We start from the raw sequence: 23,038 nt of genomic DNA on the forward strand, positions 1-23,038 counted from the left end.
TGGCTCCGAAATGCAAACCGGGAGCGGCGCATGCGCGGGCTCCCGGCGGTGTTCCATGGATTCCGGCCTTCGCCGGAATGACGGGGTCGTCGCACCGGCGGAGGCCGGTGCCCATGCTGAGTATCTTATTCCTGCGGCGTGGTTTCCTTGAACTTGCCATAGCTCATCAGCTTCTCGTGACGGGCTTCCAGCAGGTCCTTGGTCTTCATGCCGTGGAACTGGCGCAGCGAGTCGGCCAGCGCGCGTTTCAGCAGCGTGGCCATCTGCTTCGGATCGCGGTGCGCGCCGCCCAGCGGCTCGGTGACGATCTTGTCGATCAGGCCAATGGCTTTCAGGCGGTGCGCGGTCAGGCCCAGCGCTTCGGCGGCGTCGGCCGCGCGTTCCGAGGTCTTCCACAGGATCGAGGCGCAGCCTTCCGGCGAGATCACCGAGTAGGTTGCATATTGCAGCATCAGCACCTGGTCGGCCACGGCAATCGCCAGCGCGCCGCCGGAGCCGCCTTCGCCGATGATGGTGGCGATCAGCGGCACTTTCAGCTCCGCCATCACGTACAGGTTGTGACCGATGGCCTCCGACTGGCCGCGCTCTTCGGCGTCAATGCCGGGGAAGGCGCCCGGCGTGTCGACGAAGGTGAACACCGGGATGCCGAACTTTTCAGCCAGCTTCATCAGGCGCATGGCCTTACGGTAGCCTTCCGGCTTCGGCATGCCGAAGTTGCGCATCGCGCGTTCCTTGGTGTCGCGGCCTTTCTGGTGGCCGATGACCATGCAGGCCTGGCCGTTGAAGCGCGCCAGGCCGCCGACGATGGACTGGTCATCCGCGTAGGTGCGGTCGCCGTGCAGTTCGTGGAAGTCGGTGAAGATTTCGTTGACGTAGTCCATGGTGTATGGACGTTGCGGGTGACGCGCGATCTGCGAGACCTGCCATGGCGTCAGCTTGGCGTAGATGTCCTTGGTCAGTTGCTGGCTCTTCTTGGCCAGACGGTCGATCTCCTCAGAGATGTCGACTGCCGAATCGTCCTGGACGAAGCGCAATTCTTCGATCTTGCCGTCGAGTTCAGCAATCGGTTGCTCAAAATTGAGGAAAGTCGTTTTGGTCATTGTACCTCCGTGTTTATTCTCATCTGTGGGATGGGTGCCTTTTGTAAAGGCGCGCAAAAACCCCTCGCACAGCGATTAGAGTCTCTATTCTACAGCAACCGGATCCAAACTACGCCATAAGTACCAGGTGGCAACCGTCCGGTACGGTTCCCAGTTGGCCGACACCTCGCGCGCATCGCTGCGCGAGACCGGCTCGCCGGAGAAGTAATTCTGGCTGATGCCCTGGATCAGACCGGGGTCGTCCAGCGGCAAGACGTTGGGTCGGAGCAGATTAAATATCAAAAACATCTCGGCTGTCCAGCGGCCGATGCCGCGGATCTGCGTCAGCTCGGCGATCACCGCCTCGTCGTCCATCTGGTGCCACTGGGCGGTGTGGACGCGCTTGTTCTTGAAGTGGTCGGCCAGGTCGAGGATGTACTCGGTCTTGCGCTTGGACAGGCCGCAGCCGGCCAGCGGCTCGGCGCCAGCCTTGATGATCTGCGCCGGCGTGCACTTGGGACTGATTTCCAGCAGCTTTTTCCAGGCCGCGTCGGCCACCCTGGCGGTCACCTGCTGGCCGACGATGGAGCGCGCCAGGGTGGTGAACGGGTCGTGGTGGCCGCGCAGGTGCAGGTCGCCAAACTGGGGGATCAGCTTGTTCATGATGCGGTCCCGCTTCATCAGCTCAAGCTTGGCTTCCTCCCAGTATGGCGGCACGCCGCCTTCGGTATCCCTGGCGATGACCATGTTATGCGCGGCGCCAGTTGGTGGTGCCGTCCGGCTTGTCTTCGAGAATGATGCCCTGCGCCAGCAGGTCGGCGCGGATCTTGTCCGACTCGGCGAAGTTGCGCGCCTTCTTGGCCGCCGCGCGCTGGGCGATGGCGGCCTCGATGGCGCCGTCGTCGCCGCCGGCCTCGCCCACCGCCGCCTGGCGGAACTGCTGCGGCGTGCGCTGCAGCAGGCCGATGACGCCGGCCAGGCCCTTCAGTTGGCGCGCCAGCGCCGGCGACTTCGACTTGTTCAGCTCGGTCACCAGGTCGAACAGCGCGGCCACCGCCAGCGGCGTGTTGAAGTCGTCGTCCATGGCCTCGGCGAAGCGGGCCGCGTGGGCTTCCTGCCAGTCGAGCGGCTGGCCGTCGCCTTCCACGCCGTCCAGCGCGGTGTACAGGCGGGTCAGCGCGCCGCGCGCGTCGTCCAGGTGGGCGTCCGAGTAGTTCAGCGGGCTGCGGTAGTGGGCGCGCAGGATGAAGAAGCGGATCACCTCGGCGTCATACTTCTTCAGCACGTCGCGGATGGTGAAGAAGTTGCCCAGCGATTTGGACATTTTCTCGTTGTCCACGCGCACGAAGCCGTTGTGCACCCAGTAGTTGACCATCTGGTGGCCAAACGCGCCTTCCGACTGGGCAATCTCGTTCTCGTGGTGCGGAAACTGCAGGTCGGCGCCGCCGCCATGGATGTCGAAATGTTCGCCCAGCAGCGCCGAGCACATGGCCGAGCACTCGATGTGCCAGCCCGGGCGGCCCTTGCCCCACTTGGAATCCCACTTGGCCTCTTCCGGCTCGGACGCCTTGGCGGCCTTCCACAGCACGAAGTCGAGCGGGTCGCGCTTGCCGGTGTTGACGTCGACGCGCTCGCCGGCGCGCAGGTCGTCCAGCGACTTGCCGGACAGGCGGCCGTATTGCGGGAAGTTGCGCACCGCGTAGTTGACGTCGCCGTCCTCGCCCTGGTAGGCCAGTTCCTTCGATTCCAGCGTTTCGATCAAGGCCAGCATCTGCGGCACGTACTGGGTGGCGCGCGGCACCAGCGTCGGCGGCAGGATGCCCAGCGCCGTGGTGTCCTCGTCCATGTACTGGGTAAAGCGGGTGGTCAGCTGGGTGATGGTCTCGCCATTTTCCACCGCGCGCTTGATGATCTTGTCGTCGATGTCCGTGATGTTGCGGGCGTAGGTGACGTCGTAGCCGGAGGCCAGCAGCCAGCGGTACATGACGTCGAACGCCATCATCATGCGGGCGTGGCCGATGTGGCAGTAATCGTAGATGGTCATGCCGCATACATACATGCGGACTTTGCCCGGCTCGATCGGTACGAAGGTCTGCTTGTCACGCGCCAGCGTGTTGTAAATCTTTAAATTGCTCATCGGACTCTTGCGTTTGCGGGAGGCCACAGGCAATACGATGGCCCGGTGCGTCATGGAAAACGGCGCGCACCTGTCATCTTCGTGTGCCTGGGGGAACCTCGGGAATGTTCTTGTTTCCACCTTCTAAGGGGTAGAATGTCCAAAGTATAGCATTGATAAAAACAGCATAGGCCTCATCTGTTACCGGATTATGCCTATCCAACATTGATTAGAGGAAGCCCGATGCACCAAAAACTGATCACCGCCCTCGTTGGCCTGGCGCTGTCCGGCGCCGCGCTGGCCGCCTCCCCGCAGGTGGAACTGAAGACCACCATGGGCGATATCGTGCTGGAACTGGACCATGACAAGGCGCCCAAGTCGGTGGACAACTTCCTCGCCTACGTCAAGTCCGGCTATTACAAGAACACCATCTTCCACCGCGTGATCGACGGCTTCATGATCCAGGGCGGCGGCTACGACGAAAAACTCAAGGGCAAGCCGACCAACAAGCCGATTCCGCTGGAAGCCAACAACGGCCTGCACAACGTCAAGTACTCGCTGGCGATGGCGCGCATGGGCGATCCGAATTCGGCCACCTCGCAGTGGTTCATCAACGTCGAGGACAATGCCGGCCTCGACGCGCCGGGGCCGGACGGCAGCGGCGGCTACGCGGTGTTTGGCCGCGTCATCAAGGGCCAGGAGACGGTCGACAAGATCAAGGCCGTGCTGGTGGACGACAAGGGCGTCTTCCAGAACCTGCCGGTGATCCCGGTGGTGGTGAAGTCGGCGACGATTTTGAAGACACCAATCCAGCCAAAACAGTAAAATAGCGGCCTTGCCGCACTCATTAACCTATTTCAGGATAACAACATGACCAAAGTAATCATCAAAACCAACCTGGGCACCATGACTGCCGAACTGGACGCGGAAAAAGCGCCGAAGACCGTCGCCAACTTCCTGGAATACATGAACGCTGGCCACTACAGCAACACCATCTTCCACCGCGTGATCGACGGTTTCATGATCCAGGGCGGCGGTTTCGAGCCAGGCATGAAGCAGAAGCCAGCCGACAAGACCGTGGAAAACGAAGCCAAGAACGGCCTCAAGAACGACACCTACACCCTGGCCATGGCCCGCACCTCGGCGCCGCACTCGGCCTCGGCGCAGTTCTTCATCAACGTGAAAAACAACTCCTTCCTGGACTACCCGGGCCAGGACGGCTGGGGCTACGCCGTGTTCGGCAAAGTGGTGGACGGCACCGACGTCGTAGACGCGATCAAGAAAGTCAAAACCACCCGCAGCGGCATGTTTGCCGACGTGCCGGCGGAAGACGTGATCATCGAAAGCATCGAACTGGCAGCCTGAGCAATGTCTGAAGTCTGCGCGCTGTTCATTTCCGATCTGCATTTGCAGCCCGCGCATCCCGCCACCAGTGCGGCGTTTTTCGGCTTCCTGGAGCGGCATGCGCGGCACGCGCAGCAACTGTACCTGCTTGGCGACCTGTTCGAGTACTGGGCCGGCGACGACGACCTCGCCGATCCCTTCCATGCGCAGGTGGTGGCGGCGCTGCGCGCCGTCAGCGACGCCGGCGTGGCGCTGTACTGGGTCGCCGGCAACCGCGACTTCCTGGTCGGCGCCCGCTTTGCCGAGGTGGCCGGGCTGACGCTGTTGCCGGAAACCTGGGTGGCCGACATCGCCGGCCAGCGGGTGGTGGTGCTGCACGGCGACGCCCAGTGCACGCAAGACACCAAGTACATGGCCTTCCGCGCCATGGTGCGCCAACCGGCGTGGCAGCAGCAGTTCACCGCCATGCCGCTGGCGCAGCGCAAGGCCATCGTCGAGGGCCTGCGCGCCGACAGCCGCAAGGAACAACGCGGCAAATCCTACGAAGTCATGGACGTGACGCCCGAGGCGATCGCCGAGGTGTTCGCGCAGACCGGCGCCAGCGTCATGATCCACGGTCACACCCACCGCCCCGCCCTGCACCGCGTCGGCGACCAGCTGCGCTACGTGCTGCCGGACTGGGAGCCGGAGGCGATGCCGCCACGCGGCGGCTGGATCGCCATCGACCAGCACGGCATCATCACGCGCCATGATTTGTACGGCGCGGTGATCGCCACGTGATGCGGCGCTGGCTGGTGTCCGGCTTGCTTGCCGGCGGCGCGGCGACACTGGCGGCATTGGCGGCGACGTCCACCATCACCGTCTCCTGGCGCGACAAGCCGCCCTATCACTATCTGCAAGACGGCAAGCCGCAAGGTTTTCTGCTGACGCGCGCGCAAGCCATCTTTGAGCAGGCCGGCATTCCGGCACGCTTCGTGGTGGAGCCGCAAAAGCGCATCTGGGCCAACTTCGCCCATGGCGCCAGCAATTACTGCTCCATCAGCTGGTACAAGCTGCCGGAACGCGAGGCGCTGGCGCAATACAGCCAGGCTTTCCACGAAGACCAGCCGCACACCCTGCTGGTGGCGCCGTCGGCGCTGGCGCAGGTGAAGTCGCATGCCACGCTGGAGTCGCTGCTGGCCGATCCCACGCTGACCCTCGGCGTGGTCGAGGGCGTATCTTACGGCCCGGTGCTGGACCAGTTGATCAAGACCAGCCGCAACAAGGTGATGAGCCGCACCGTCGACACCACGCAGATGATGCGCATGCTGACCGTCGGCCGCGCCTCCTACGTGTTTGTCGACCGCGAAGACTGGGAATATTTCCAGCAGACCCAGCATCCCGGCCCGACCGTGGTCCGCTACGACCCGCCCGGCATGCCGCCGGGCCTGCGCCGCCACATCGTCTGCAGCAAGGATGTGGCGGCGGAGACGATGCGCAAGCTGGACCTGGCCATCACCGCCACCGGCGGCGTGTTCAACCCCGGCCACAGCAAGCCGGCGCGCTGAGCCTAGCGCGGCACCGACGCCATGGCGGCGTTCAGGCGCCGCACCAGCGGCTGGTTCATGTCGCGCGTGTGGCGCGGCCAGCGCTCCATGGTGCGCTGCAGTTCGCCGTACAGTTGCCGCGCCTTGTCGGCATCGCCCACGCCGGCCGCCCAGATGGCAAACTCGGCCTGCACGGCAAAGCCGTTGTAGCGGCCCAGCGCGTGCTCGAACTCGGCGCGCGCCTGGTCCTGGCGGCCGGCCGCCGCCAGCGCCTGCGCCAGCAACAGCGACACCTGCTCGGCGCGGAACTTGTCATCGCTGGCGCGGATGGCTTGCAGATGCGTGACCGCCGCCGCCGCCCGGCCGCTGGCCAGCGTGGCGCGCGCGGCGCCGTAGCGGATTTCCAGGTCGCCCGAGAACGGGCCGTTCAGGCAAGCCTCGTAGGTCGCGGCCGCCTCTTCGGCGTTGCCGGCTTCCAGCAAGGCGCTGGCCAGGCGCATCTGGTTCTGCGCGGTGGGCGTGAACTCGTAGGCGTCGCGCGCCTCGCGCAGTTCGCGGCCCGGGTCCAGCGTCCTGGCGGCGGCGTTGACCGCCTTGCGGGCGCCGTGCTGCAGCCGGGAATTGGGCAGGTAGATCGCGAAGAAATACACAATGCTGCCCAGGCCGGGGAACAGGAACAGTATCACCACCCAGTACAGCTGCTGACCGCTGCGGATGGCGTGGATGGCGAAGAAGATCGCCACCAGCACATGCAAACCGACACCAAAAATAGTCATATACGACCTCTACAAACCTCGGAACGACCGATTGTAGAGGCAAGCGCCGCGCATCACAAGGCGGCAAGCGGCAGCGGCTGGCGCAGCCAGGCGGCGGCGTAACGCGCCAGACGCCCCAGGAACAGGCCGTTGAACACGCCATACAGCAGGGTCACCGACGCCGCAAACGGCAGGCTGTGCGCCACCTCGGGATGGAGGGCCGACAGCACCGCCACCGCGTACTTGGTGGCAAAGATGGCCATCATCAGGCACAGCGGCATCCAGCTGCCGCGCTGGCGGAGGGTGCCGGCGGCGCGGTCGACGGCGATGGCGCCGGTGGCCAGGGTCCACAGCGCCGCCGCCGAGGCCGCCGCGCCCACGGCCCAGACCGCCCACACCCCCTGCCCCAGCGGCCCGTCGCCATGCAGGCCGGACACGGCCAGCCCCAGCATCACCAGCGGGATCAGCGCGACTTTCAGCAGCGAGGTGTCGCGGTCCTGGCTGGCCAGCCAGCCGCGGTAGATCAGGAAGGCCAACAGGGCCCAGACGTAGACGGGGGTGTGGGAAATAATTTGCTGGATCATGGTGTGCTCCGTTGAGTGGTGTGTGGATGGAGACACTATGCGCCAGCGGCGGGCGCGGCGGACCGCGATGCGACGAAATGCGCCAGCCCGGCGCCAACTGCGGCCGGGCGGCGCGAAATGACCGGCTTATTGCGCCGGCTGCAGCCGCGCCACCAGCCCGCCGGGCCGGGTATCGATCGAGGTCAGCACGAACTGCACGCCGGCATAGCGCAGGTCTTCCGGGCGGAAGGTGTGCAGCGGCACGTCGCGCATCACCTGGTCGGCCAGCAGATTGGCCACGCTGGCGATCTGCGCCTGCTTGCCCTCGTCCATGTTGTCGACGATGAAGCGGTCGACGTGGGCGTCGGCGATGTAGATGGCGTTGCGCGGGCTGTCCACCCGCAGCCGGCCGGAGATCAGCATGCTGCCGTGCCACGACTGGCGCGCCAGCAGCGGCGTCACGCCGAGGTCGATGGTCAGCGCCACCCGGTCGTTCTCGGCCATCACGGCCAGGCGCGGATGGCTGAGTTCGACCTCGAACACGCCCAGCGCGCGCTGGTGCAGCGGGAATTTACGCTCCAGGCTGGCCTGCAGCCGCTCCTGCGGCAACTCGACGTCGCGCGGGCCGATCAGGCTGGCGCAGGCGGCCAGCAATCCAGCCAGCAACAGTGGCGCGGCGAATTTGGCGTAACGTTTAAGATCCATCGGAACATCCTTCAAAAATACGGAACCTGCGCATTATATGACTCTGACGCGATTGGGTTGTGCCGGTTGGAGCATCAGCCGCGACGCCGCCCCCGCCTTCACCGGCCCCGGCAGTCACCTGGAGCGCTACGCCGCCGTGTTCAACGCGGTGGAGATCAACTCGTCGTTCTACCGCCCGCACCAGCGGCAAACCTACGCGCGCTGGGCCGACAGCGTGCCGGACGGTTTCCGCTTCGCGGTCAAGCTGCCGCGCAGCATCACGCATGACCAGCGGCTGCGCGACATCGCCGCCCCGCTGGCGCAATTCGCCGCCGAGGCGGGCGCGCTGGGCGACAAGCTCGGCTGTGTGCTGGTGCAGTTACCGCCCAGCCTGGCGCTGGACGCGGCGCTGGCCGCGGCCTTCCTGCAGCGCCTGCGCGGCCAGTTCGATTGCATGCTGGCGTGCGAGGCGCGCCACGGCAGCTGGTTTGGCGACGACGCCAGCGCCCTGCTGCAACGCCACCGCGTCACCCGCGTGATTGCCGATCCGCCGGCCGGCCAGCCGGGGCCGTACGTGCCGACCACCGAGGACGCCTATGTGCGCCTGCACGGCAGCCCGCGCATGTATTACTCGTCGTACGACGAGGCCTACCTGGCCAGCGTGGCCGCCTGGCTGGCCGGGCGCGACGGCTGGTGCATCTTCGACAACACCGCATCCGGCGCGGCCCTCCTCAACGCGCTGCGGCTGCGCTCACTGCTCGGACTGTAGCGCCCGCTCCAGGTCGTCAAAGTTGGCGGGTTTGACCAGGTGGTAGTCGAAGCCGGCCTGGCGGCTGCGCTCGCGGTCCTGCTCGGAGCCATAGCCGGTGTGGGCGATCAGGCGCGTGTGCGCGAACGCCGGCTCGGCGCGCAGCATGCGCGCCAGCGTGTAGCCGTCGGTGCCGGGCAGGCCGAGGTCGAGCAGGATGGTGTCCGGCTGGCGGGCGCGCGCCAGCGCCAGCGCGTCCTCGGCGTTGTGGGCGGTGGCGACCTCGTGCCCCATCAGCGTCAGCAACTCGGCCATGACGCTGACCGAGTCGGCGTTGTCGTCCACCAGCAGCAGGCGCAGCGCGCCTGGCGCGGCTGGTGCCATCGCCGGCGCCGCGGCGGCGGCCGGCGTGGCCGCCACCGGCTGGCGCAGCGGGAATTCCAGCACGAAGGTGCTGCCGTGGCCGATGCCGTCGCTGTAGGCCTGCACCGAGCCGCCGTGCATTTCCGCCAGCCGCGACACCAGCGACAGGCCGATGCCGAGGCCGTCATGCATGCGGTCCTGGGTGGACGCGCCCTGCGTGAACATGTTGAAGATGCGCGCCAGGTTGTACGAGGTGATGCCGATGCCGTTGTCGGCCACGGCGATGCGGATGCGGTCCGGCTGCGGCAGCGTGGCGCTCAGCGCGATGCGGCCGCCGGGGTCGGTGAACTTGGCGGCGTTGTGCAGCAGGTTGCCGATGATCTGCGCCAGCCGCACGGGGTCGCCGTGCAGCCACACCGGCTGCGGCGGCAGGTCGACCGTCAGCGTGTGGCCGCGCGACTCCACCAGCGCCTTGACGGTTTCCAGTGCCGGCTCGACCACCGTGTGCAGCTCGATGTCCTCGTGGCGCAGCGTCAGCTTGCCCTGCGAGATGCGCGCCACGTCCAGCAGGTCGTCCACCAGGTGGGTCAGGTGGCCGACCTGGCGCACGATGACGTCGCGCGCGTGCTGGTGTACCTCGGTCTGCTCGGCCGGCACCGTGTTCATCAGCGTGACGGCGTTGCGGATCGGGCTCAGCGGATTGCGCAGCTCGTGCGCCAGCGTGGCCAGGAAATCGTCCTTGTGCTCGTCCGCCTGGCGCAGCAGCGCCTCCATGTTCTTGCGCTGACTGATGTCGCTGCTGATGCGGGCGATGCGGTACGGCTGCTGCTGGTCGTCGCGCACCAGGAAGCCGCGGTCGCGCACCCAGCGCACCGCGCCGTCCTGCCCCAGCCGGTATTCCTGCTCGTAGTGGCCCTGCTGCAGGAAGTTGTGCCAGCCGGACTGCACCAGCTGGCGGTCTTCCGCATGGACCGCCGCCAGCCAGTCGTCCGGCGCCTGCTGCAACTGCGCCAGCGGACGGCCGAACAGCCGTTCGTAGGCCGGGCTGGCGTACAGCAGGCGGCGGTCGCTGATGTTGAACATCCAGAACACGTCCTCGATGTTTTCGGTCAGCTGGCGGAAGCGCTCCTCGCTGTTGCGCAGGTCCATCTGCGTGCGCTGCAGGCGCAGCAAGGCGTTGACGTTGGCGATCAGCTCGTCGGCCTCGATCGGCGCCGCCAGGTAGTTGTCGGCGCCGCCGTCGAGGCCGCGGATCTTGTCGTCGCGGCCGATCAGCGCGGCCGAGGTCTGCAATACCAGCACCGTGCAGGTGGCAACATCGGCCTTGATGCGGCGGCACACCTCGATGCCGCTGATGTCGGGCAGCTTGACGTCTAACAGCACCAGCGCCGGTATCTCCCTGCGCGCCAGCTCCAGCGCGTCGGTGCCATTGGCGGCCTCGATCACGCGGAAGCCGGCGCTTTGCAAAATCCGTGTCTTGACGTAACGCGCGCCGTCGTTATCGTCCACATTCAGTATCAGAATTGAGCTGTTGTCCATGACGGTGTCCTTGTTCATGGGGAAGCGGCCGGCAGCCGCAGATAAAACGTCGACCCCTCCCCCTCGGCGCTGCACACATCGACCGTGCCGCCCAGCAGCGTGGCCAGCTTGCGGCACAGCGGCAGTCCCAGCCCGGTGCCCTTGGCGCGCCGCTGCAGCGGGTGTTCGATCTGGCTGAACTCCTCGAAGATCAGCTGCTGGTTGTCCGCGCTGATGCCAATGCCGGTGTCGGTGACGGCAAACGTGATCCGCTGCGCGCCCTCGTCCAGCAATTGCACCACCACCTGGCCCTGCTCGGTGAACTTGAGCGCGTTGGAAATGAAATTGCGCAGGATTTGCGTGACCTTGCCCTCGTCCGAGATCAGCACGGTCGGCGGCGGCTCGACGAACACCAGCTCCACCGGGGCGTTGCGGGTCAGCGGCCGCAGCATGCCCTTGAGCGCGCTGAACATCTCGCCGACCTGCAACGGCGCCAGCGTCACCTCCACCTTGCCGGCCTCGATCTTGGCCAGGTCCAGCAGGTCGTTGACCAGTTCCGACAGGTCGCTGGCGGCGCTGGCGATGAAGGCCACCTGGCGTTCCTGCTCGTCGGTCAGCGGGCCGTCCATGCGGTCCAGCAGCAGCGTGGTCAGCGCGCGGATCGAACTCAGCGGCGTGCGCAGCTCGTGGCTGGTGTTGGACAGGAAGCGCGATTTCATCTCGTCGGCCTTGCGCAGGCGCTCGGCCTTTTCCTCGATTTCGGCGTACAGCGCCACCACGCCGCGGTTGGTGTCCTCCAGCTCGCGCGTCAGTTCCAGCAGGTCGTCCTGGCGTTCGCGCAGCTCGGCCAGCGCCTGCGCCAGCTCGCGGTTCTGCTGCTCGATTTCCGAATAGGTGCTTTGCACCGGCGTCGCTGCCAGCCGCGCGCCCAGCCGCGCCAGGTCAAGCGGCTCGCGCGACTGCGCCGGCGGCAGCGTCTTGCTCATCTCGACCTTGAGTTCTTCCGGCGTGTCGCTGAGCACTGTGCAATCGTCCATCAGCCGGCGCGCGGTCACCAGTGCCTCCTGCAGTTGCGACGCCGCCCCCTCGGCGCCGGCCGCCAGCCGCTCGGCAGCGCCGGCGTGGATGCTGACCCGCAGTTGCGCCGGCTGCTGCTGGGCGTTGACGGCAAACGTGGCGCGGCCGCCCGCCAGCCGGCCGTAGGCGCAGCGCGCCACTTCCGACACGGCAGTGGCGATGCGCACCTGGTCCTGCACGCCAAACTGGAGCAGGCCGGCGATCTGGCGCGCGCGCTGGCGCACCGCCACCACGTCCGGCGCGCTGGCGATGCTGACCTGCAGGACGCGGACGAAGGGCATCATGCGCTCCCCGGCATGGCCATGACCAGCACGCTGGCGTCGTCGCGGCCACGGCTGTGGTCGCGCAGCAGCACGCCGGCGATCAGCGCCGGCGCCCGCGCCGCCAGGCCCGGATACTGGGCCAGGTCCCACTGGGTGGTGATGCCGTCGCTGGCCAGCACCACCAGCGCCCCGGCCGGGCAGGCAAACGCCAGTTGCTGCACCTTGCGCACATTGTGGCCGACGATGCCGTTGTGCGACATCAGCTGGCGCCGCGCGCCATGGGCGATGATGCTGGCGCCGATGTTGCCGATGCCGGCGAACTCCAGCTGTTGCCCGGCCAGATCGACCGCGGCGATGGCCAGCGCGGCGCCGCGCGTCGGCCGCAGCGCCTGGTGGCACTCGTCCATCAGCCGCTGCGGCGGCAGGCCGCCCAGGCCGGCCACCGCGCGCACCGCCGCGGCCGAGGCCTTGGCGGCCTCCGGCCCGTGGCCCAGGCCGTCGGCCATCAGCAGCGTCAGGCGGCCCTGGTGCGGCGTCACCGCCCAGGCGTCGCCGCATTCGGTTTCGCTCGGCAGCGGCAGGCACACCCCGCCCGTCCAGGCCGGCTGGGTGGCGGCCGCCGCGTCCAGCCACAGGCGCGCGAACAGCGCCGTGCCCTTGCCGGGCGGCGCGTAGACGTCAAACTGGTCGGCCAGGCGGCGCATGGCGCCCAGCCCGGTGCCGGCGGTGCCGGCGGTCGACACGCCGTCCTGCATTGCCTGCGCCAGGTTGGCGATGCCCGGTCCCTGGTCCAGCGCCAGCACCTCGATGCAGCGCTGGCCGCCGTGCTCGGCCACGCTGACCAGCAGGCGGCCGTCGCCGGCGTGCTTGAGGATGTTGGTGGCGGCCTCGGTGATGATGATGGCCAGCTGGCCGGCGCGCGTGTCGCTCATGCCCAGCCGGGCGGCCAGCGCCTGGCCGGCGCGGCGCGCGGCGCCGGCATCGCTGGCGTGGCTGACGACGATCCATTCGGCCGGCGCCAGCGAACTGCTTAGATTTTCCATTTGATGATCGCTACCGCTGTGCCCTCGCCGGGGCTGGAATCGATGGTAAAGTCGTCGGCCAGGCGGCGCGTGCCGCCCAGCCCGAGGCCGAGGCCGCCGCCGCTGGTGTAGCCGTCGCGCAGCGCCAGCTCGATGTCGGCAATGCCGGGGCCGGTGTCGGCGAACACCAGCCGCAAGCCCTTGCGCAGGCCGTCCACCAGCCGCTCCAGCAGCACCACGCCGCCGCCGCCGTACTTGATGGTGTTGCGCGCCAGCTCGCTGGCGGCGGTCACCAGCTTGGTCTGGTCGACCAGGCTCAGCTTCATGTCGATGGCCTGCTCGCGCACCGCCTTGCGCACCGCCACGACGTGCTCGTCGGTTTCCAGCGGCAGCACCTGGTGCAGCTGCGCCTGGCTGGCGTAGCGGGTCAGCAAGGGTGAACGGTAACGGCTGACATCCAGGGTCGATGGGCTCATCAGACGTAGTTCTTTCCTAGCAACTTCATGCCTTTTTCCACATTCAGCGCGGTTTTCACGCCGGGCAGCGTCAGGCCCAGCTCCACCAGCGTGATGGCCACCGCCGGCTGCATGCCGACCAGCACCGTCTGCGCGTCCAGCACGCGCGCCATGGCGGCGGTGTTGCTGATCATGCGGCCGATGAACGAGTCCACCAGGTCCAGCGCGGATATGTCGATCAGCACGCCCTTGGCGCGGTCGCTGACGATGCGTTCGGTCAGGTCGTCCTGCAAGGTCATGGCCAGGCGGTCGTGCATGTCCACCTGGATGGTGACCAGCAGCAGGTCACCGATGCGCAAGATAGGGATGCGTTCCATGCCGCCCTCACGCCTGGCGGGTGATGGTGGCGCCGACGCGGTTCAGCGCCACCACGAAGGCATCGGCCAGCGTGGCCTTGGTCACCACGTCCTCCAGGTTCACGCCCAGGTGGACGATGGTCTGGGCGATCTGCGGGCGGATGCCGCTGATGATGCAGTCCGCGCCCATCAGGCGGGCGGCGGCGATGGTTTTCATCAGGTGCTGCGCCACCAGCGTGTCCACGGTCGGCACGCCGGTGATGTCGATGATGGCGATGGCGGCGCCGGTTTCCACCACTTTTTCCAGCAGGCTCTCCATCACCACCTGGCTGCGCGCGCTGTCCAGCGTGCCGATCAGCGGCAGCGCCAGGATGTCGTGCCACAACTTGACCACCGGCGTCGACAGCTCCATCAGCTCGTGCTGCTGGCGCACGATGATCTGGTCGCGGCTCTTCTGGAACACCTCCAGCGTGTACAGGCCCAGCTGGTCGAGCACGGTGCTGATGGCCCACGACGCCTCGGCCAGCGCCTGCGGCTCGGCCGCCAGTTCGCGGCGCAGCATGGCAAACAGCGACTGCTTGAGCGAGAACACGAAGGTCGCGGTGTCGTTCGGCGTCGAGCCCTGCTTGGCGCGCTGGGTGGAAATTTCGTTGAGCAGATTGCGCACCTCGTCCCACTGGCGCACGTTGATGTCGTCGGTGCCGCCGGTGGCGACGGCGGCCGGCAGCAGGGCCAGCAGCTGGCGCGTGTGACGGTGCATGGTGGCGTCGTCGCTGCGGAAGCTCTTGCCGTTCATCTCAGCGGTCCAGGTGGCCAGGATGTCGGCTTCGTGTTGCGTGATCAGGTTGCTCAGGCGTTGAGCGATGTTATTGGCAGCCATTCAATCCCCTAGTTTGTGTGTTAGATGACGTAACTGTCAGACTATATAACATTGCATCAAAAATAGGGTTTTCAATCGTGCGCGGAGAGCAAAACTGCTTGCTTTTTTGATTTCTAGTGTTATAGTTCACTACAACACCACTTCATTAACACACGTAAGGGGTAACCATGTATGTGGAATGACAATGCGCCGATCTATCGGCAGCTCAAGGACAAGGTGGTCGGCATGATGCTGGACGGCCTGCTCAAGCCCGGCGACGCCCTGCCCTCGGTGCGGCAGATCGCCGCCGATTATCAACTCAACCCGATCACGGTCTCGCGCGCCTACCAGGAGCTGGTGGACGAAACGCTGGTCGAAAAACGGAGGGGATTAGGTATGTATGTGACTGATGGCGCCCGCGACAAACTGCTGGCCACCGAACGCGAGCGCTTCCTGCGCGAAGACTGGCCGCTGGTGCTGGAACGCATCCGCCGCCTCGGGCTGGACCTGGAGGCCTTGCTGAAGCCGGCCGCCGGAGGTGCGGCATGAGCGCGCTGATCACCGCCGGCAACCTGCGCAAGCAGTACGGCAAGCAGGCCGCGCTGGACGGCGTCAGCTTCACGGTGGCGCCCGGGCGCATCGTCGGCCTGATCGGTCCCAACGGCTCCGGCAAGACCACCACGCTCAAGGCCATCCTCGGCCTGACGCCGTTCCAGGGCGAGCTGTCGGTGCTGGGCATGGACCCGCGCACCCAGCGCGAGGCGCTGATGAACGAGGTGTGCTTCATCGCCGACGTCGCCATCCTGCCGCGCTGGCTCAAGGTGCGGGACGCCATCGATTTCGTCGAGGGCGTGCACCCGCGCTTCAACCGCGCCAAGGCCGAGAAATACCTGGCCAACACCAAGCTGACGCCCAACATGAAGGTCAAGGCCATGTCCAAGGGCATGGTGGTGCAGCTGCACCTGGCGCTGGTGATGGCAATCGACGCCCGGCTGCTGGTGCTGGACGAGCCGACGCTGGGCCTGGACATCCTGTACCGCAAGCAGTTCTACCAGAACCTGCTGGAAGACTACTTCGACGAGAACAAGACCATCCTGATCACCACCCACCAGATCGAGGAAGTCGAGCACATCCTGACCGACCTGCTATTCATCGACAACGGCAAGATCGCGCTGGCGGCGTCGATGGACGAGGTGGGCGAGCGCTTCACCGAGGTGATGGTCGAGCCGCAGTTCGTGGCGGCCGCCAACGCGCTGCAACCGCTGAGCCAGCGCACCGTGTTCGGCAAGCCGGTGATGTTGTTTGACGGCGCCAGCCGCGACCAGCTGTCCAATTTTGGCGAACTGCGCACGCCCAGCGTGGCCGACCTGTTCGTTGCGACCATGAAAGGAAGTTACGCATGAAAACCATGAAATGGCTGCTCAAGCGCGAGATGTGGGAAAACAAGGGCATGCTGCTGTGGACGCCCGTGGTGATCGCCGGCGCGGTGGTCGCGCTGGTCCTGTCCAGCCTGATCTTCGGCAACCTCCAGCGCATCCAGATGTACGGCCAGCCGATCAGCGTGACCATCGAGGGCGCGGCGCGCGTGAAGCTGGCGCAGACCATGGCGGAGCTGTACATCACGGCCGGCATGCCGGTGCTGGTGATCCTCGGCCTGCTGGTGTTCTTCTACTGCCTGGGCGCGCTGCATGACGAACGCCGCGACCGCAGCCTGCTGTTCTGGAAGTCGCTGCCGATCTCGGACGCCACCACCGTGCTGTCCAAGCTGCTGACGGCGCTGGTGGTGGCGCCGCTGATCACGCTGGCGATCGCGGTCGCGGTCGGGCTGCTGATGCTGCTGGCGGTGTGCCTGTTCCTGCTGGCGCACGGCACCAATCTGTTCGGCGTGCTGCTGACCACGCCGCAGCTGTACCTGACGCCGCTGCGCCTGGTGGGCGTGCTGCCGGTGTACATCCTGTGGGCGCTGCCGACGGTGGGCTGGCTGCTGATGGTGTCGAGCCTGGCGCGCTCCAAAGTGTTCCTGTGGGCGGTGGGCACGCCGCTCATCACCACGCTGCTGCTGGTGTGGGCGCAAAAGATGTTGCAGCTGGACTTCAACGCGCTGTGGTTCGCCAGTCACATCACCTCGCGCTTGCTGCTGAGCGTGGTGCCGGGCTCGTGGATTGCCGTCGAACGCCCGGTCATCCACCTGGACGGCGACAGCGGCGTCTCGGTGACGCAACTGATGTTCGAGAGCTCGTGGTCCTCGCTGGGCAATCCCAACGTCTGGATCGGCGCCGCCGCCGGCGCGGCGATGATCGCGGTCGCCATCTACACCCGCCGCCGCCGTGAAGAGGCTTGAGATGCCGCGCCGCCACGCCGCCATCGCCGCCCTGCTGCTGCCCTTGCTGTGGCAGCCGCAGGCCCGGGCCGAGGACGAGGCCGGACAACTGGTGGTCATCAACGGCACCCGCAGCCCCGAGCTGCAGCCGTACCGCTACATGCTGTCCGGGCTCGACGCCTTCGAGGACAACCATGCACTGGCGCCCAACGCGTCCGAAGTGCGCTTCCGCCTGCACAAGAAAGGCAAGGCGCCGGCGGACGCCTTCGACACGCTGACGGTGCGCCTGCTGGGCAACGAGACCGAAGTGCCGCTGCCGCTGGCGCCGGACCACAGCTTCACGCTGCCGCGCCACCGCGCGGCGGAGGACGACAACGCGGACGTGGTGCTGAACCAGAAAAAGAGCTACTACGGCTGGATGCCGGACGTGCGCAGCGCCGGCGTGCCGGCCGGCATGCGGCGGCTGGGCGACATCCGGCTGGAATGCCGGGTGATGGTGGGGATCGCCAAAAACTACATCCCGTTCATGGTGCGCGCCCTGATCAACACGCTGACCCTGACCACCGACTGGTGTTCATTCAAGGACTTCAAGCTGAGCGTGCGCGCCGATCACGAGATCGACCGCGCCACGCTGATCGACGGCGCCACCCGCATCGAGCTGAAGGTCAGCGACGACGGCCAGAGCTTCTCCGTCCCGATCGGCAACAAGCAGTACGGCAACGACGCGCTGATCGAGTTCAACTGACTTGCCGCACTCCGGGGTCAGGTCCTCCATTTCTACACGGCCTCTGCCGTAGCAAACGCTACGGCAGAGGCCGTGTAGAAATGGAGGACCTGACCCCGGAGTTTATTCGAACTGCTTGCGGAATTCCGCGAACTGCGCGGTCAGGTCGTCGACCTGGCGGCGCAACTGGGCCACTTCCTGCTCCAGCGCGCCGATGCGGGTGCCCTGGCCGCCGCTGACCGAGCCGCCCAGGCTGGCGGCGGTTTCCTCGCGCGCCAGCGCTTCCTCGCCGCCCAGCAACTGGCCGTAGCGCGGCTCCTTGGTGCCGGGCGCCAGCGGCAGCTTGGACACCAGCGGCGGGTATTTGTCGATCAGGAACTGCAGCGCCTGCTCCACGTCGGCCACCGATTTGAACTCGTGCAGGCGGCCGCTGCGGGTGCGGATTTCGCCGGCGGTCTGCAGGCCGCGCAGCATCAGGATGGTCAGCACGGCCAGCTTGTCCTGCTCCAGCGACCACTTGATGCGCATGCGGTGCTCGTACTTGGTCACGCGCGCGCCGGCCTGGGTGATGCCGTTGACGTACTTGCGCTGCATCAGCCGCTGTAGCACCTCGGCCACGGCCTCTTCCGACAAGGCCATCACCGGATCGCGGCTGGATAGCTGGTTGCAGCCGTTCACCAGCGCGTTCAGCGATAGCGGATAGTTATCCGGCGTCAGCGCTTCCTTTTCGGCCAGCACGGCCAGCACGCGGATTTCAAACGGGTCCAGCACTTCCGCGCCATCGGGCGTTTCTTCCATGTCCTGCTTCCTTATTCGACGAGCTTGTTCAATTGGTCGGAATTCAATTTATCACACTCGGGCACGGCTTGACACTGCAGCCCGGCCGCCTTCATCGTCACCACCAGTTGCTCGATGCGCTGCTCCTGCTTGACGGCGTGCTCGATCAGCCCGCGCAGCGCCTTGGACAGCGGATCGTCGCCATTCGGCGTCACGCCATAGGCGGCGAAGGGATTGGCGGCGGTGTTCAGCGCCTCTTTCTGCACGATGTGGGCCGGGTTGCCGACCGCTGTCGCGCCCGGCGGCACCGGCTTCAGCAGCACGGCATTGGAGCCGACCTTGGCATAGTCGCCCACCGTGAAGCCGCCCAGCACCTTGGCGCCGGCGCCGACGATGACGCCGCGCCCCAGCGTCGGGTGGCGCTTGGTGCCGGTGTGCAGCGAGGTGCCGCCCAGCGTCACGCCCTGGTAGATGGTGCAGTCGTCGCCAACCTCGGCGGTTTCGCCGATGACCACGCCGAAGCCATGGTCGATGAACACGCGGCGGCCGATGGTGGCGCCGGGATGGATCTCGATGCCGGTGACGATGCGCGCCAGGTAGGAAATGAAGCGGCCCAGCCACTTCAGGCCGTGGGTCCAGCACCAGTGCGCCCAGCGGTGCATGACGATGGCCTGCAGGCCGGGATAGCAGGTCAGCACCTCCCACGCGTTGCGCGCGGCCGGATCGCGTTCGATGATGCTGTTGATGTCCTGACGGAGATGGTGGAACATGATAAAAGACAGTAACGCCTATGGTAGCGTCATTCTACCCCGGGGACCCCGGCAAGGCAGGGTCTGACCCCGGCGGGGTCAGACCCTATACGGCGGAACGCCCCGGGTTTGCTCAGCCTTCCTTGGCCAGACGCTGGCGGCGCGCCTCGTACAGGCACACGCCCGACGCCACCGACACATTCAAACTCTCCACCGAGCCGAACATCGGAATGCTGACCAGCACATCGCAGGTCTCGCGCGTCAAACGGCGCATGCCCTCGCCTTCCGAGCCCATCACCAGCGCGGTCGGACCGGTGAAATCAGCCTCATATAAACCCTTCTCGCCGTCATCGGAGGTGCCGATCAGCCAGATATCGCGCTCCTTCAGTTCGCGCAGCGTGCGCGCCAGGTTGGTGACGGTAATATAAGGCACGGTCTCCGCCGCGCCCGACGCCACCTTGGCGGCGGTGGCGTTCAGCCCCACCGCGCGGTCCTTCGGCACGATCACCGCGTGCGCGCCGACACCATCGGCCACGCGCAGGCAGGCACCCAGGTTGTGCGGGTCGGTAATCCCGTCCAGCACCAGCAACAGCGGCGGGCCGTCGATGGCGTCCAGCAGCTCGTCCAGGTTGCGCGCCAGCGCCAGCTGCGAGGCAAACGCAATCACGCCCTGGTGACGACGGGTGCCGACGATCTTGTCCAGGCGCGCCGAATCCACCGGCATCACGCGCACGCCAGCCGCCTTGGCGTTGGCGACCAGATCCTTCATGCGGCGATCATCACGCGTGGCGTCGACGAAAATTTCCTCCACGGAGGCAGCCTCGTGTCGCAGACGCGAGGTCACCGCGTGAAAGCCGAAAATCATTTTGTTCTTGCTCATTTATCGCTTCTTCTTACTTTTAGGGGCAGCTTGGGCTGCTCTGGGTTTGGCCGCGGGTGCGGCCTTGGTCTTGCGCGCCGCCGCCGTCGGCTTGGCCGCGGCGGGCTTGGCGCCGGCCTTGCGGGCCGGCTTGGCAGCCGGGATCGCCGGGCCAGGCTTGATGTTGCTCTTGCGGTCCTTGGTCAGCGCGTTGGCGGCACGGTCGGCCTTGGTGTCGCGCGGCGGCGGCGCGTCGGCGCCGGCCAGGCGCAGGTCGATCTTGCGCGATTCCAGGTCCACGCGCACCACCTGTACGCTGACGTGGTCGGTCAGCTGGAAGGTCTTGCCGCTGCGCTCGCCCTTCAGCTCGTGGCGGGCGTCGTCGTACTGGAAGTAATCCTGGCCGAGGTCGGTGATGTGCACCATGCCCTCGACGAACAACTGGTCCAGCTGCACGAAGATGCCGAAGGTGGTCACGCCGGTGATGATGCCGGTGTATTCCTCGCCCAGCTTGTCCTGCATGAAGTAGCACTTGAGCCAGTTCTCGACGTCGCGCGAGGCTTCGTCGGCGCGGCGCTCGTTGGCCGAACAGTGCACGCCCAGCGCATCCCAGACGGTCAGGTCTCCGGCTTTCTTCTCCTTGCCCTCTGCCTTGTCCTTGGCCTGCTGCTTGCGGGTGGCGTTGGAGACGTTGGTGTTCAGCACGCTGGTGCTGGCGATCTTCGGCTCGTACTTCTTGCCCAGCAAAATGGCCTTGATGGCGCGGTGCGTCAGCAGGTCCGGGTAGCGGCGGATCGGGCTGGTGAAGTGGGCATAGGCCTCGTACGCCAGGCCGAAGTGGCCGATGTTGTCCGGCGAGTAGACCGCCTGCTGCATCGAGCGCAGCAGCATGGTCTGCAGCAGCGACGCGTCCGGGCGCTCCTTGATTTCCTTCATCAGCTTGGCGTAGTCGGCGGCCGCCGGCTTGTCGCCGCCGCCCAGGTCCAGGCCCACCTGCTTGAGGAAGGTGCGCACCTGCTTCAGCTTTTCGACCGTCGGGCTGGCGTGGATGCGGTAGGTGCCGGGGTGCTTGTGGCGGATCAGCAGATCGGCCGCGCACACGTTGGCGGTCAGCATGCACTCCTCGATCAGGCGGTGCGCGTCGTTGCGGGTGCGCGGGATGATCTTCTCGATCTTGCCGTTGGCGTTGCAGACGATGTAGGTTTCGGTGGTTTCGAAATCGATGGCGCCGCGCTCGGTGCGCGCCTTCAGCAGCGCCTGGAACACGTCGTACAGGTTCAGCAGGTGCGGCACCAGGCCGGGACGGCGCGCCGCCTCCGGTCCCTTGGTGTTGCCGAGGATGTCGGCCACTTCGGTGTAGGTCAGGCGCGCGGCCGAGTGGATCACGGCCGGATAGAACTGGTAGGCCTTGATCTCGCCCTTGGCGGTGATGACGGCGTCGCACACCAAGGTCAGGCGATCCACCGCCGGATTCAGCGAGCACAGGCCGTTGGACAGCTTTTCCGGCAGCATCGGGATCACGCGGCGCGGGAAGTAGACCGAGGTGCTGCGCTCCAGCGCGTCGGCGTCAAGCGCGTCATTGGGCTTGACGTAGTGGCTGACGTCGGCGATGGCGACGATCAGGCGGTAGCCCTTGGCGCGGCCGATCTTGACCGGTTCGCAGTAGACCGCGTCGTCGAAGTCGCGCGCGTCTTCGCCGTCGATGGTCACCAGCGGCACGTCGCGCAGGTCGACGCGCTCGCCCCAGTCGGACTCGCGCACGTGGTCCGGCAGCTTGTTGGCCTGCTTCAGCGCGGCGTCCGAGAAGATGTGCGGCACGCCGAACTTGCGCACCGCGATTTCGATTTCCATGCCCGGATCGTCCAGCGAGCCCAGCACTTCATCGATGCGGCCGACCGGCTGCTTGAAGCGCATCGGCTGCTCGGTCAGCTCGACGCTGACCACCTGGCCGGCCTTGGCCTTGCCGATCGACCCTTCGACCAGGATGTCCTGCTGGATGCGCTGGTCTTCCGGCGCCACGATCCAGGTGCCGTTCTCGTTCAGCAACCGGCCGATGATGTGGGTGTTGGCGCGCTGCGTGACTTCGACAATCGTGCCTTCCGGGCGGCCGCGGCGGTCGACGCCGACGATCTTGGCCAGCACGCGGTCGCCATGCAGCACTTTCTGCATTTCCTTATCGGGCAGGAACAGGTCTTCGCCCGGCTCGTCCGGGATGACGAAGCCGAAGCCGTCGCGGTGGCTGCTGACGCGGCCGGCGATGAAGCCGGTCTGCGCGGCCAGCGTGTAGTTGCCGGCGTCGTCGATCAGGATCTGGCCGTCGCGCTGCATCGCGTTCAGACGGCGCGACAGGATCGCTTGCGCATCGGTAGCGACCTTCAGCGATTTCGACAGGGCGCGCAAGTCCAACGGGCCGTTGGCGCTGCGGAAGATGCCGAGAATTTCCTCACGGCTGGGAATGGTGTGTGTAGATTGGCTCAAAAGTTTTCTTATTTTTACAGTGTTTAGCATATATATGGCATGACGACAGGCGTAGTGTACTTGGATTCGCCCTGCTTGACTAATTCATGCCGGAATCGGGGGTGTCGCAAAAAATATTCTGGGAGGCCTTTGACATCGCCCGAGATTACTCTATAATTCTGGTCTCTCGCAGCGCAAGCGGCGGGATCTGCAAGACAGGGTCGATGTGCAGTAAGGAATGTCAAAGTTCATCTGGCGCGAAACTCTCCCGGTCGATATAATAGCAGAGTTGTAGAGCAGCATCAGTGCCCACGTGGCGGAATTGGTAGACGCGCATGGTTCAGGTCCATGTGCCGCAAGGTGTGGGGGTTCGAGTCCCTCCGTGGGCACCACAGAATTCCGCAAAAAAGCCTCCCTCGGGAGG

Annotated in this window: 25 protein-coding genes and 1 tRNA gene; 10 read left to right on the forward strand and 16 right to left on the reverse strand. The window is 66.2% G+C overall.

What is annotated here, in order from left to right; genetic code table 11:
- Positions 1-125: 125 nt before the first annotated feature.
- The 3 genes from FHW58_RS09600 to cysS form a co-directional block, all read right to left on the reverse strand.
- On the reverse strand, positions 126-1,100 hold the full coding sequence (locus tag FHW58_RS09600; protein WP_179672792.1) for an acetyl-CoA carboxylase carboxyltransferase subunit alpha: 975 nt from the start codon (positions 1,098-1,100) through the stop codon (positions 126-128).
- 84 nt (positions 1,101-1,184) lie between these two features.
- Complete coding sequence (locus FHW58_RS09605) at positions 1,185-1,826, reverse strand: DNA-3-methyladenine glycosylase (RefSeq protein ID WP_179672793.1); 642 nt, start codon at positions 1,824-1,826, stop codon at positions 1,185-1,187.
- 1 nt (position 1,827) lies between these two features.
- A complete protein-coding gene (cysS, locus tag FHW58_RS09610) occupies positions 1,828-3,216 on the reverse strand; it encodes a cysteine--tRNA ligase (RefSeq protein WP_179672794.1) in 1,389 nt (462 codons plus the stop codon).
- A gap of 222 nt (positions 3,217-3,438) precedes the next feature.
- On the opposite strand from cysS, the gene FHW58_RS09615 reads away from it, so the two are divergent.
- Genes FHW58_RS09615 through FHW58_RS09630 form a run of 4 tightly spaced genes read left to right on the forward strand, consistent with a single transcriptional unit; the run spans position 3,439 to position 6,086 of the window.
- The gene (locus FHW58_RS09615; protein WP_179672795.1) at positions 3,439-4,020 is read left to right on the forward strand and encodes a peptidylprolyl isomerase; all 582 of its coding nucleotides are present in this window, start codon (positions 3,439-3,441) and stop codon (positions 4,018-4,020) included.
- Positions 4,021-4,065: 45 nt separating this feature from the next.
- A complete protein-coding gene (locus FHW58_RS09620) occupies positions 4,066-4,560 on the forward strand; it encodes a peptidylprolyl isomerase (RefSeq protein ID WP_179672796.1) in 495 nt (164 codons plus the stop codon).
- Between the two features lie 3 nt (positions 4,561-4,563).
- The gene (locus FHW58_RS09625; RefSeq protein WP_179672797.1) at positions 4,564-5,319 is read left to right on the forward strand and encodes a UDP-2,3-diacylglucosamine diphosphatase; all 756 of its coding nucleotides are present in this window, start codon (positions 4,564-4,566) and stop codon (positions 5,317-5,319) included.
- Positions 5,319-6,086 (forward strand): ABC transporter substrate-binding protein, encoded by a 768-nt coding sequence (locus tag FHW58_RS09630; RefSeq protein WP_179673358.1) that lies wholly within the window; start codon positions 5,319-5,321, stop codon positions 6,084-6,086. The genes FHW58_RS09625 and FHW58_RS09630 overlap by 1 nt, the downstream gene beginning before the upstream one ends.
- Before the next feature lie 2 nt (positions 6,087-6,088).
- Here the strand turns inward: FHW58_RS09630 and FHW58_RS09635 are convergent, their stop codons facing one another.
- The 3 genes from FHW58_RS09635 to FHW58_RS09645 form a co-directional block, all read right to left on the reverse strand.
- The gene (locus FHW58_RS09635) at positions 6,089-6,841 is read right to left on the reverse strand and encodes a tetratricopeptide repeat protein (protein ID WP_179672798.1); all 753 of its coding nucleotides are present in this window, start codon (positions 6,839-6,841) and stop codon (positions 6,089-6,091) included.
- A gap of 53 nt (positions 6,842-6,894) precedes the next feature.
- Entirely contained in the window at positions 6,895-7,404 is a 510-nt protein-coding gene (locus tag FHW58_RS09640; protein ID WP_179672799.1) for a DUF6622 family protein, read from the reverse strand.
- Positions 7,405-7,530: 126 nt separating this feature from the next.
- Positions 7,531-8,088: a DUF1439 domain-containing protein gene (locus FHW58_RS09645; protein ID WP_179672800.1), complete on the reverse strand. Its 558-nt coding sequence runs from the start codon at positions 8,086-8,088 to the stop codon at positions 7,531-7,533.
- 37 nt (positions 8,089-8,125) lie between these two features.
- Here FHW58_RS09645 and FHW58_RS09650 point away from each other — a divergent pair, with 37 nt between their 5' ends.
- Positions 8,126-8,836 carry a DUF72 domain-containing protein gene (locus FHW58_RS09650; RefSeq protein WP_179672801.1) on the forward strand — a complete coding sequence of 237 codons (711 nt, stop codon included), beginning with the start codon at positions 8,126-8,128 and terminating at the stop codon, positions 8,834-8,836.
- Here FHW58_RS09650 and FHW58_RS09655 read toward each other — a convergent pair.
- From FHW58_RS09655 to FHW58_RS09680, 6 genes are read right to left on the reverse strand one after another with little or no spacing between them, the layout of a single operon-like run.
- On the reverse strand, positions 8,819-10,717 hold the full coding sequence (locus tag FHW58_RS09655; protein WP_229265108.1) for a response regulator: 1,899 nt from the start codon (positions 10,715-10,717) through the stop codon (positions 8,819-8,821). The two genes, FHW58_RS09650 and FHW58_RS09655, sit on opposite strands and share 18 nt — an antisense overlap.
- A 14-nt stretch (positions 10,718-10,731) precedes the next feature.
- Complete coding sequence (locus FHW58_RS09660; protein ID WP_179672803.1) at positions 10,732-12,057, reverse strand: sensor histidine kinase; 1,326 nt, start codon at positions 12,055-12,057, stop codon at positions 10,732-10,734.
- Positions 12,054-13,079, reverse strand: a complete 1,026-nt coding sequence (locus tag FHW58_RS09665) for an ATP-binding SpoIIE family protein phosphatase (RefSeq protein ID WP_179672804.1) — start codon at positions 13,077-13,079, stop codon at positions 12,054-12,056. Before FHW58_RS09665 ends, FHW58_RS09660 begins: the two co-directional genes overlap by 4 nt.
- Positions 13,067-13,534 (reverse strand): anti-sigma regulatory factor, encoded by a 468-nt coding sequence (locus FHW58_RS09670; RefSeq protein ID WP_229265109.1) that lies wholly within the window; start codon positions 13,532-13,534, stop codon positions 13,067-13,069. Before FHW58_RS09670 ends, FHW58_RS09665 begins: the two co-directional genes overlap by 13 nt.
- Complete coding sequence (locus tag FHW58_RS09675; RefSeq protein ID WP_179672805.1) at positions 13,534-13,890, reverse strand: STAS domain-containing protein; 357 nt, start codon at positions 13,888-13,890, stop codon at positions 13,534-13,536. The genes FHW58_RS09670 and FHW58_RS09675 overlap by 1 nt, the downstream gene beginning before the upstream one ends.
- Before the next feature lie 7 nt (positions 13,891-13,897).
- Complete coding sequence (locus FHW58_RS09680; protein ID WP_179672806.1) at positions 13,898-14,749, reverse strand: STAS domain-containing protein; 852 nt, start codon at positions 14,747-14,749, stop codon at positions 13,898-13,900.
- Positions 14,750-14,920: 171 nt separating this feature from the next.
- Here FHW58_RS09680 and FHW58_RS09685 point away from each other — a divergent pair, with 171 nt between their 5' ends.
- Genes FHW58_RS09685 through FHW58_RS09700 form a run of 4 tightly spaced genes read left to right on the forward strand, consistent with a single transcriptional unit; the run spans position 14,921 to position 17,793 of the window.
- Entirely contained in the window at positions 14,921-15,277 is a 357-nt protein-coding gene (locus FHW58_RS09685) for a GntR family transcriptional regulator (protein WP_179672807.1), read from the forward strand.
- Positions 15,274-16,131 (forward strand): ABC transporter ATP-binding protein, encoded by an 858-nt coding sequence (locus tag FHW58_RS09690; RefSeq protein WP_179672808.1) that lies wholly within the window; start codon positions 15,274-15,276, stop codon positions 16,129-16,131. The genes FHW58_RS09685 and FHW58_RS09690 overlap by 4 nt, the downstream gene beginning before the upstream one ends.
- Positions 16,128-17,069, forward strand: coding sequence for a hypothetical protein (locus tag FHW58_RS09695; RefSeq protein WP_179672809.1), 942 nt, complete (start codon positions 16,128-16,130; stop codon positions 17,067-17,069). The genes FHW58_RS09690 and FHW58_RS09695 overlap by 4 nt, the downstream gene beginning before the upstream one ends.
- Position 17,070: 1 nt before the next feature.
- Positions 17,071-17,793: a hypothetical protein gene (locus FHW58_RS09700; protein WP_179672810.1), complete on the forward strand. Its 723-nt coding sequence runs from the start codon at positions 17,071-17,073 to the stop codon at positions 17,791-17,793.
- A 102-nt stretch (positions 17,794-17,895) separates the two neighbouring features.
- Here FHW58_RS09700 and FHW58_RS09705 read toward each other — a convergent pair whose 3' ends face one another.
- From FHW58_RS09705 to rnr, 4 genes are all read right to left on the reverse strand, one after another.
- Positions 17,896-18,570 carry a YceH family protein gene (locus tag FHW58_RS09705; RefSeq protein ID WP_179672811.1) on the reverse strand — a complete coding sequence of 225 codons (675 nt, stop codon included), beginning with the start codon at positions 18,568-18,570 and terminating at the stop codon, positions 17,896-17,898.
- Positions 18,571-18,581: 11 nt separating this feature from the next.
- A complete protein-coding gene (gene cysE / locus FHW58_RS09710; protein WP_179672812.1) occupies positions 18,582-19,319 on the reverse strand; it encodes a serine O-acetyltransferase in 738 nt (245 codons plus the stop codon).
- A gap of 112 nt (positions 19,320-19,431) precedes the next feature.
- Positions 19,432-20,178 carry a 23S rRNA (guanosine(2251)-2'-O)-methyltransferase RlmB gene (gene rlmB / locus FHW58_RS09715; protein ID WP_229265110.1) on the reverse strand — a complete coding sequence of 249 codons (747 nt, stop codon included), beginning with the start codon at positions 20,176-20,178 and terminating at the stop codon, positions 19,432-19,434.
- On the reverse strand, positions 20,179-22,635 hold the full coding sequence (gene rnr, locus FHW58_RS09720; protein WP_179672813.1) for a ribonuclease R: 2,457 nt from the start codon (positions 22,633-22,635) through the stop codon (positions 20,179-20,181).
- Positions 22,636-22,921: 286 nt separating this feature from the next.
- Here rnr and FHW58_RS09725 point away from each other — a divergent pair.
- Positions 22,922-23,006: transfer RNA gene (locus FHW58_RS09725), tRNA-Leu, on the forward strand.
- Positions 23,007-23,038: the final 32 nt, after the last annotated feature.

The organism is Duganella sp. 1224 (assembly GCF_013408245.1).
Lineage (GTDB): Bacteria > Pseudomonadota > Gammaproteobacteria > Burkholderiales > Burkholderiaceae_D > Rugamonas.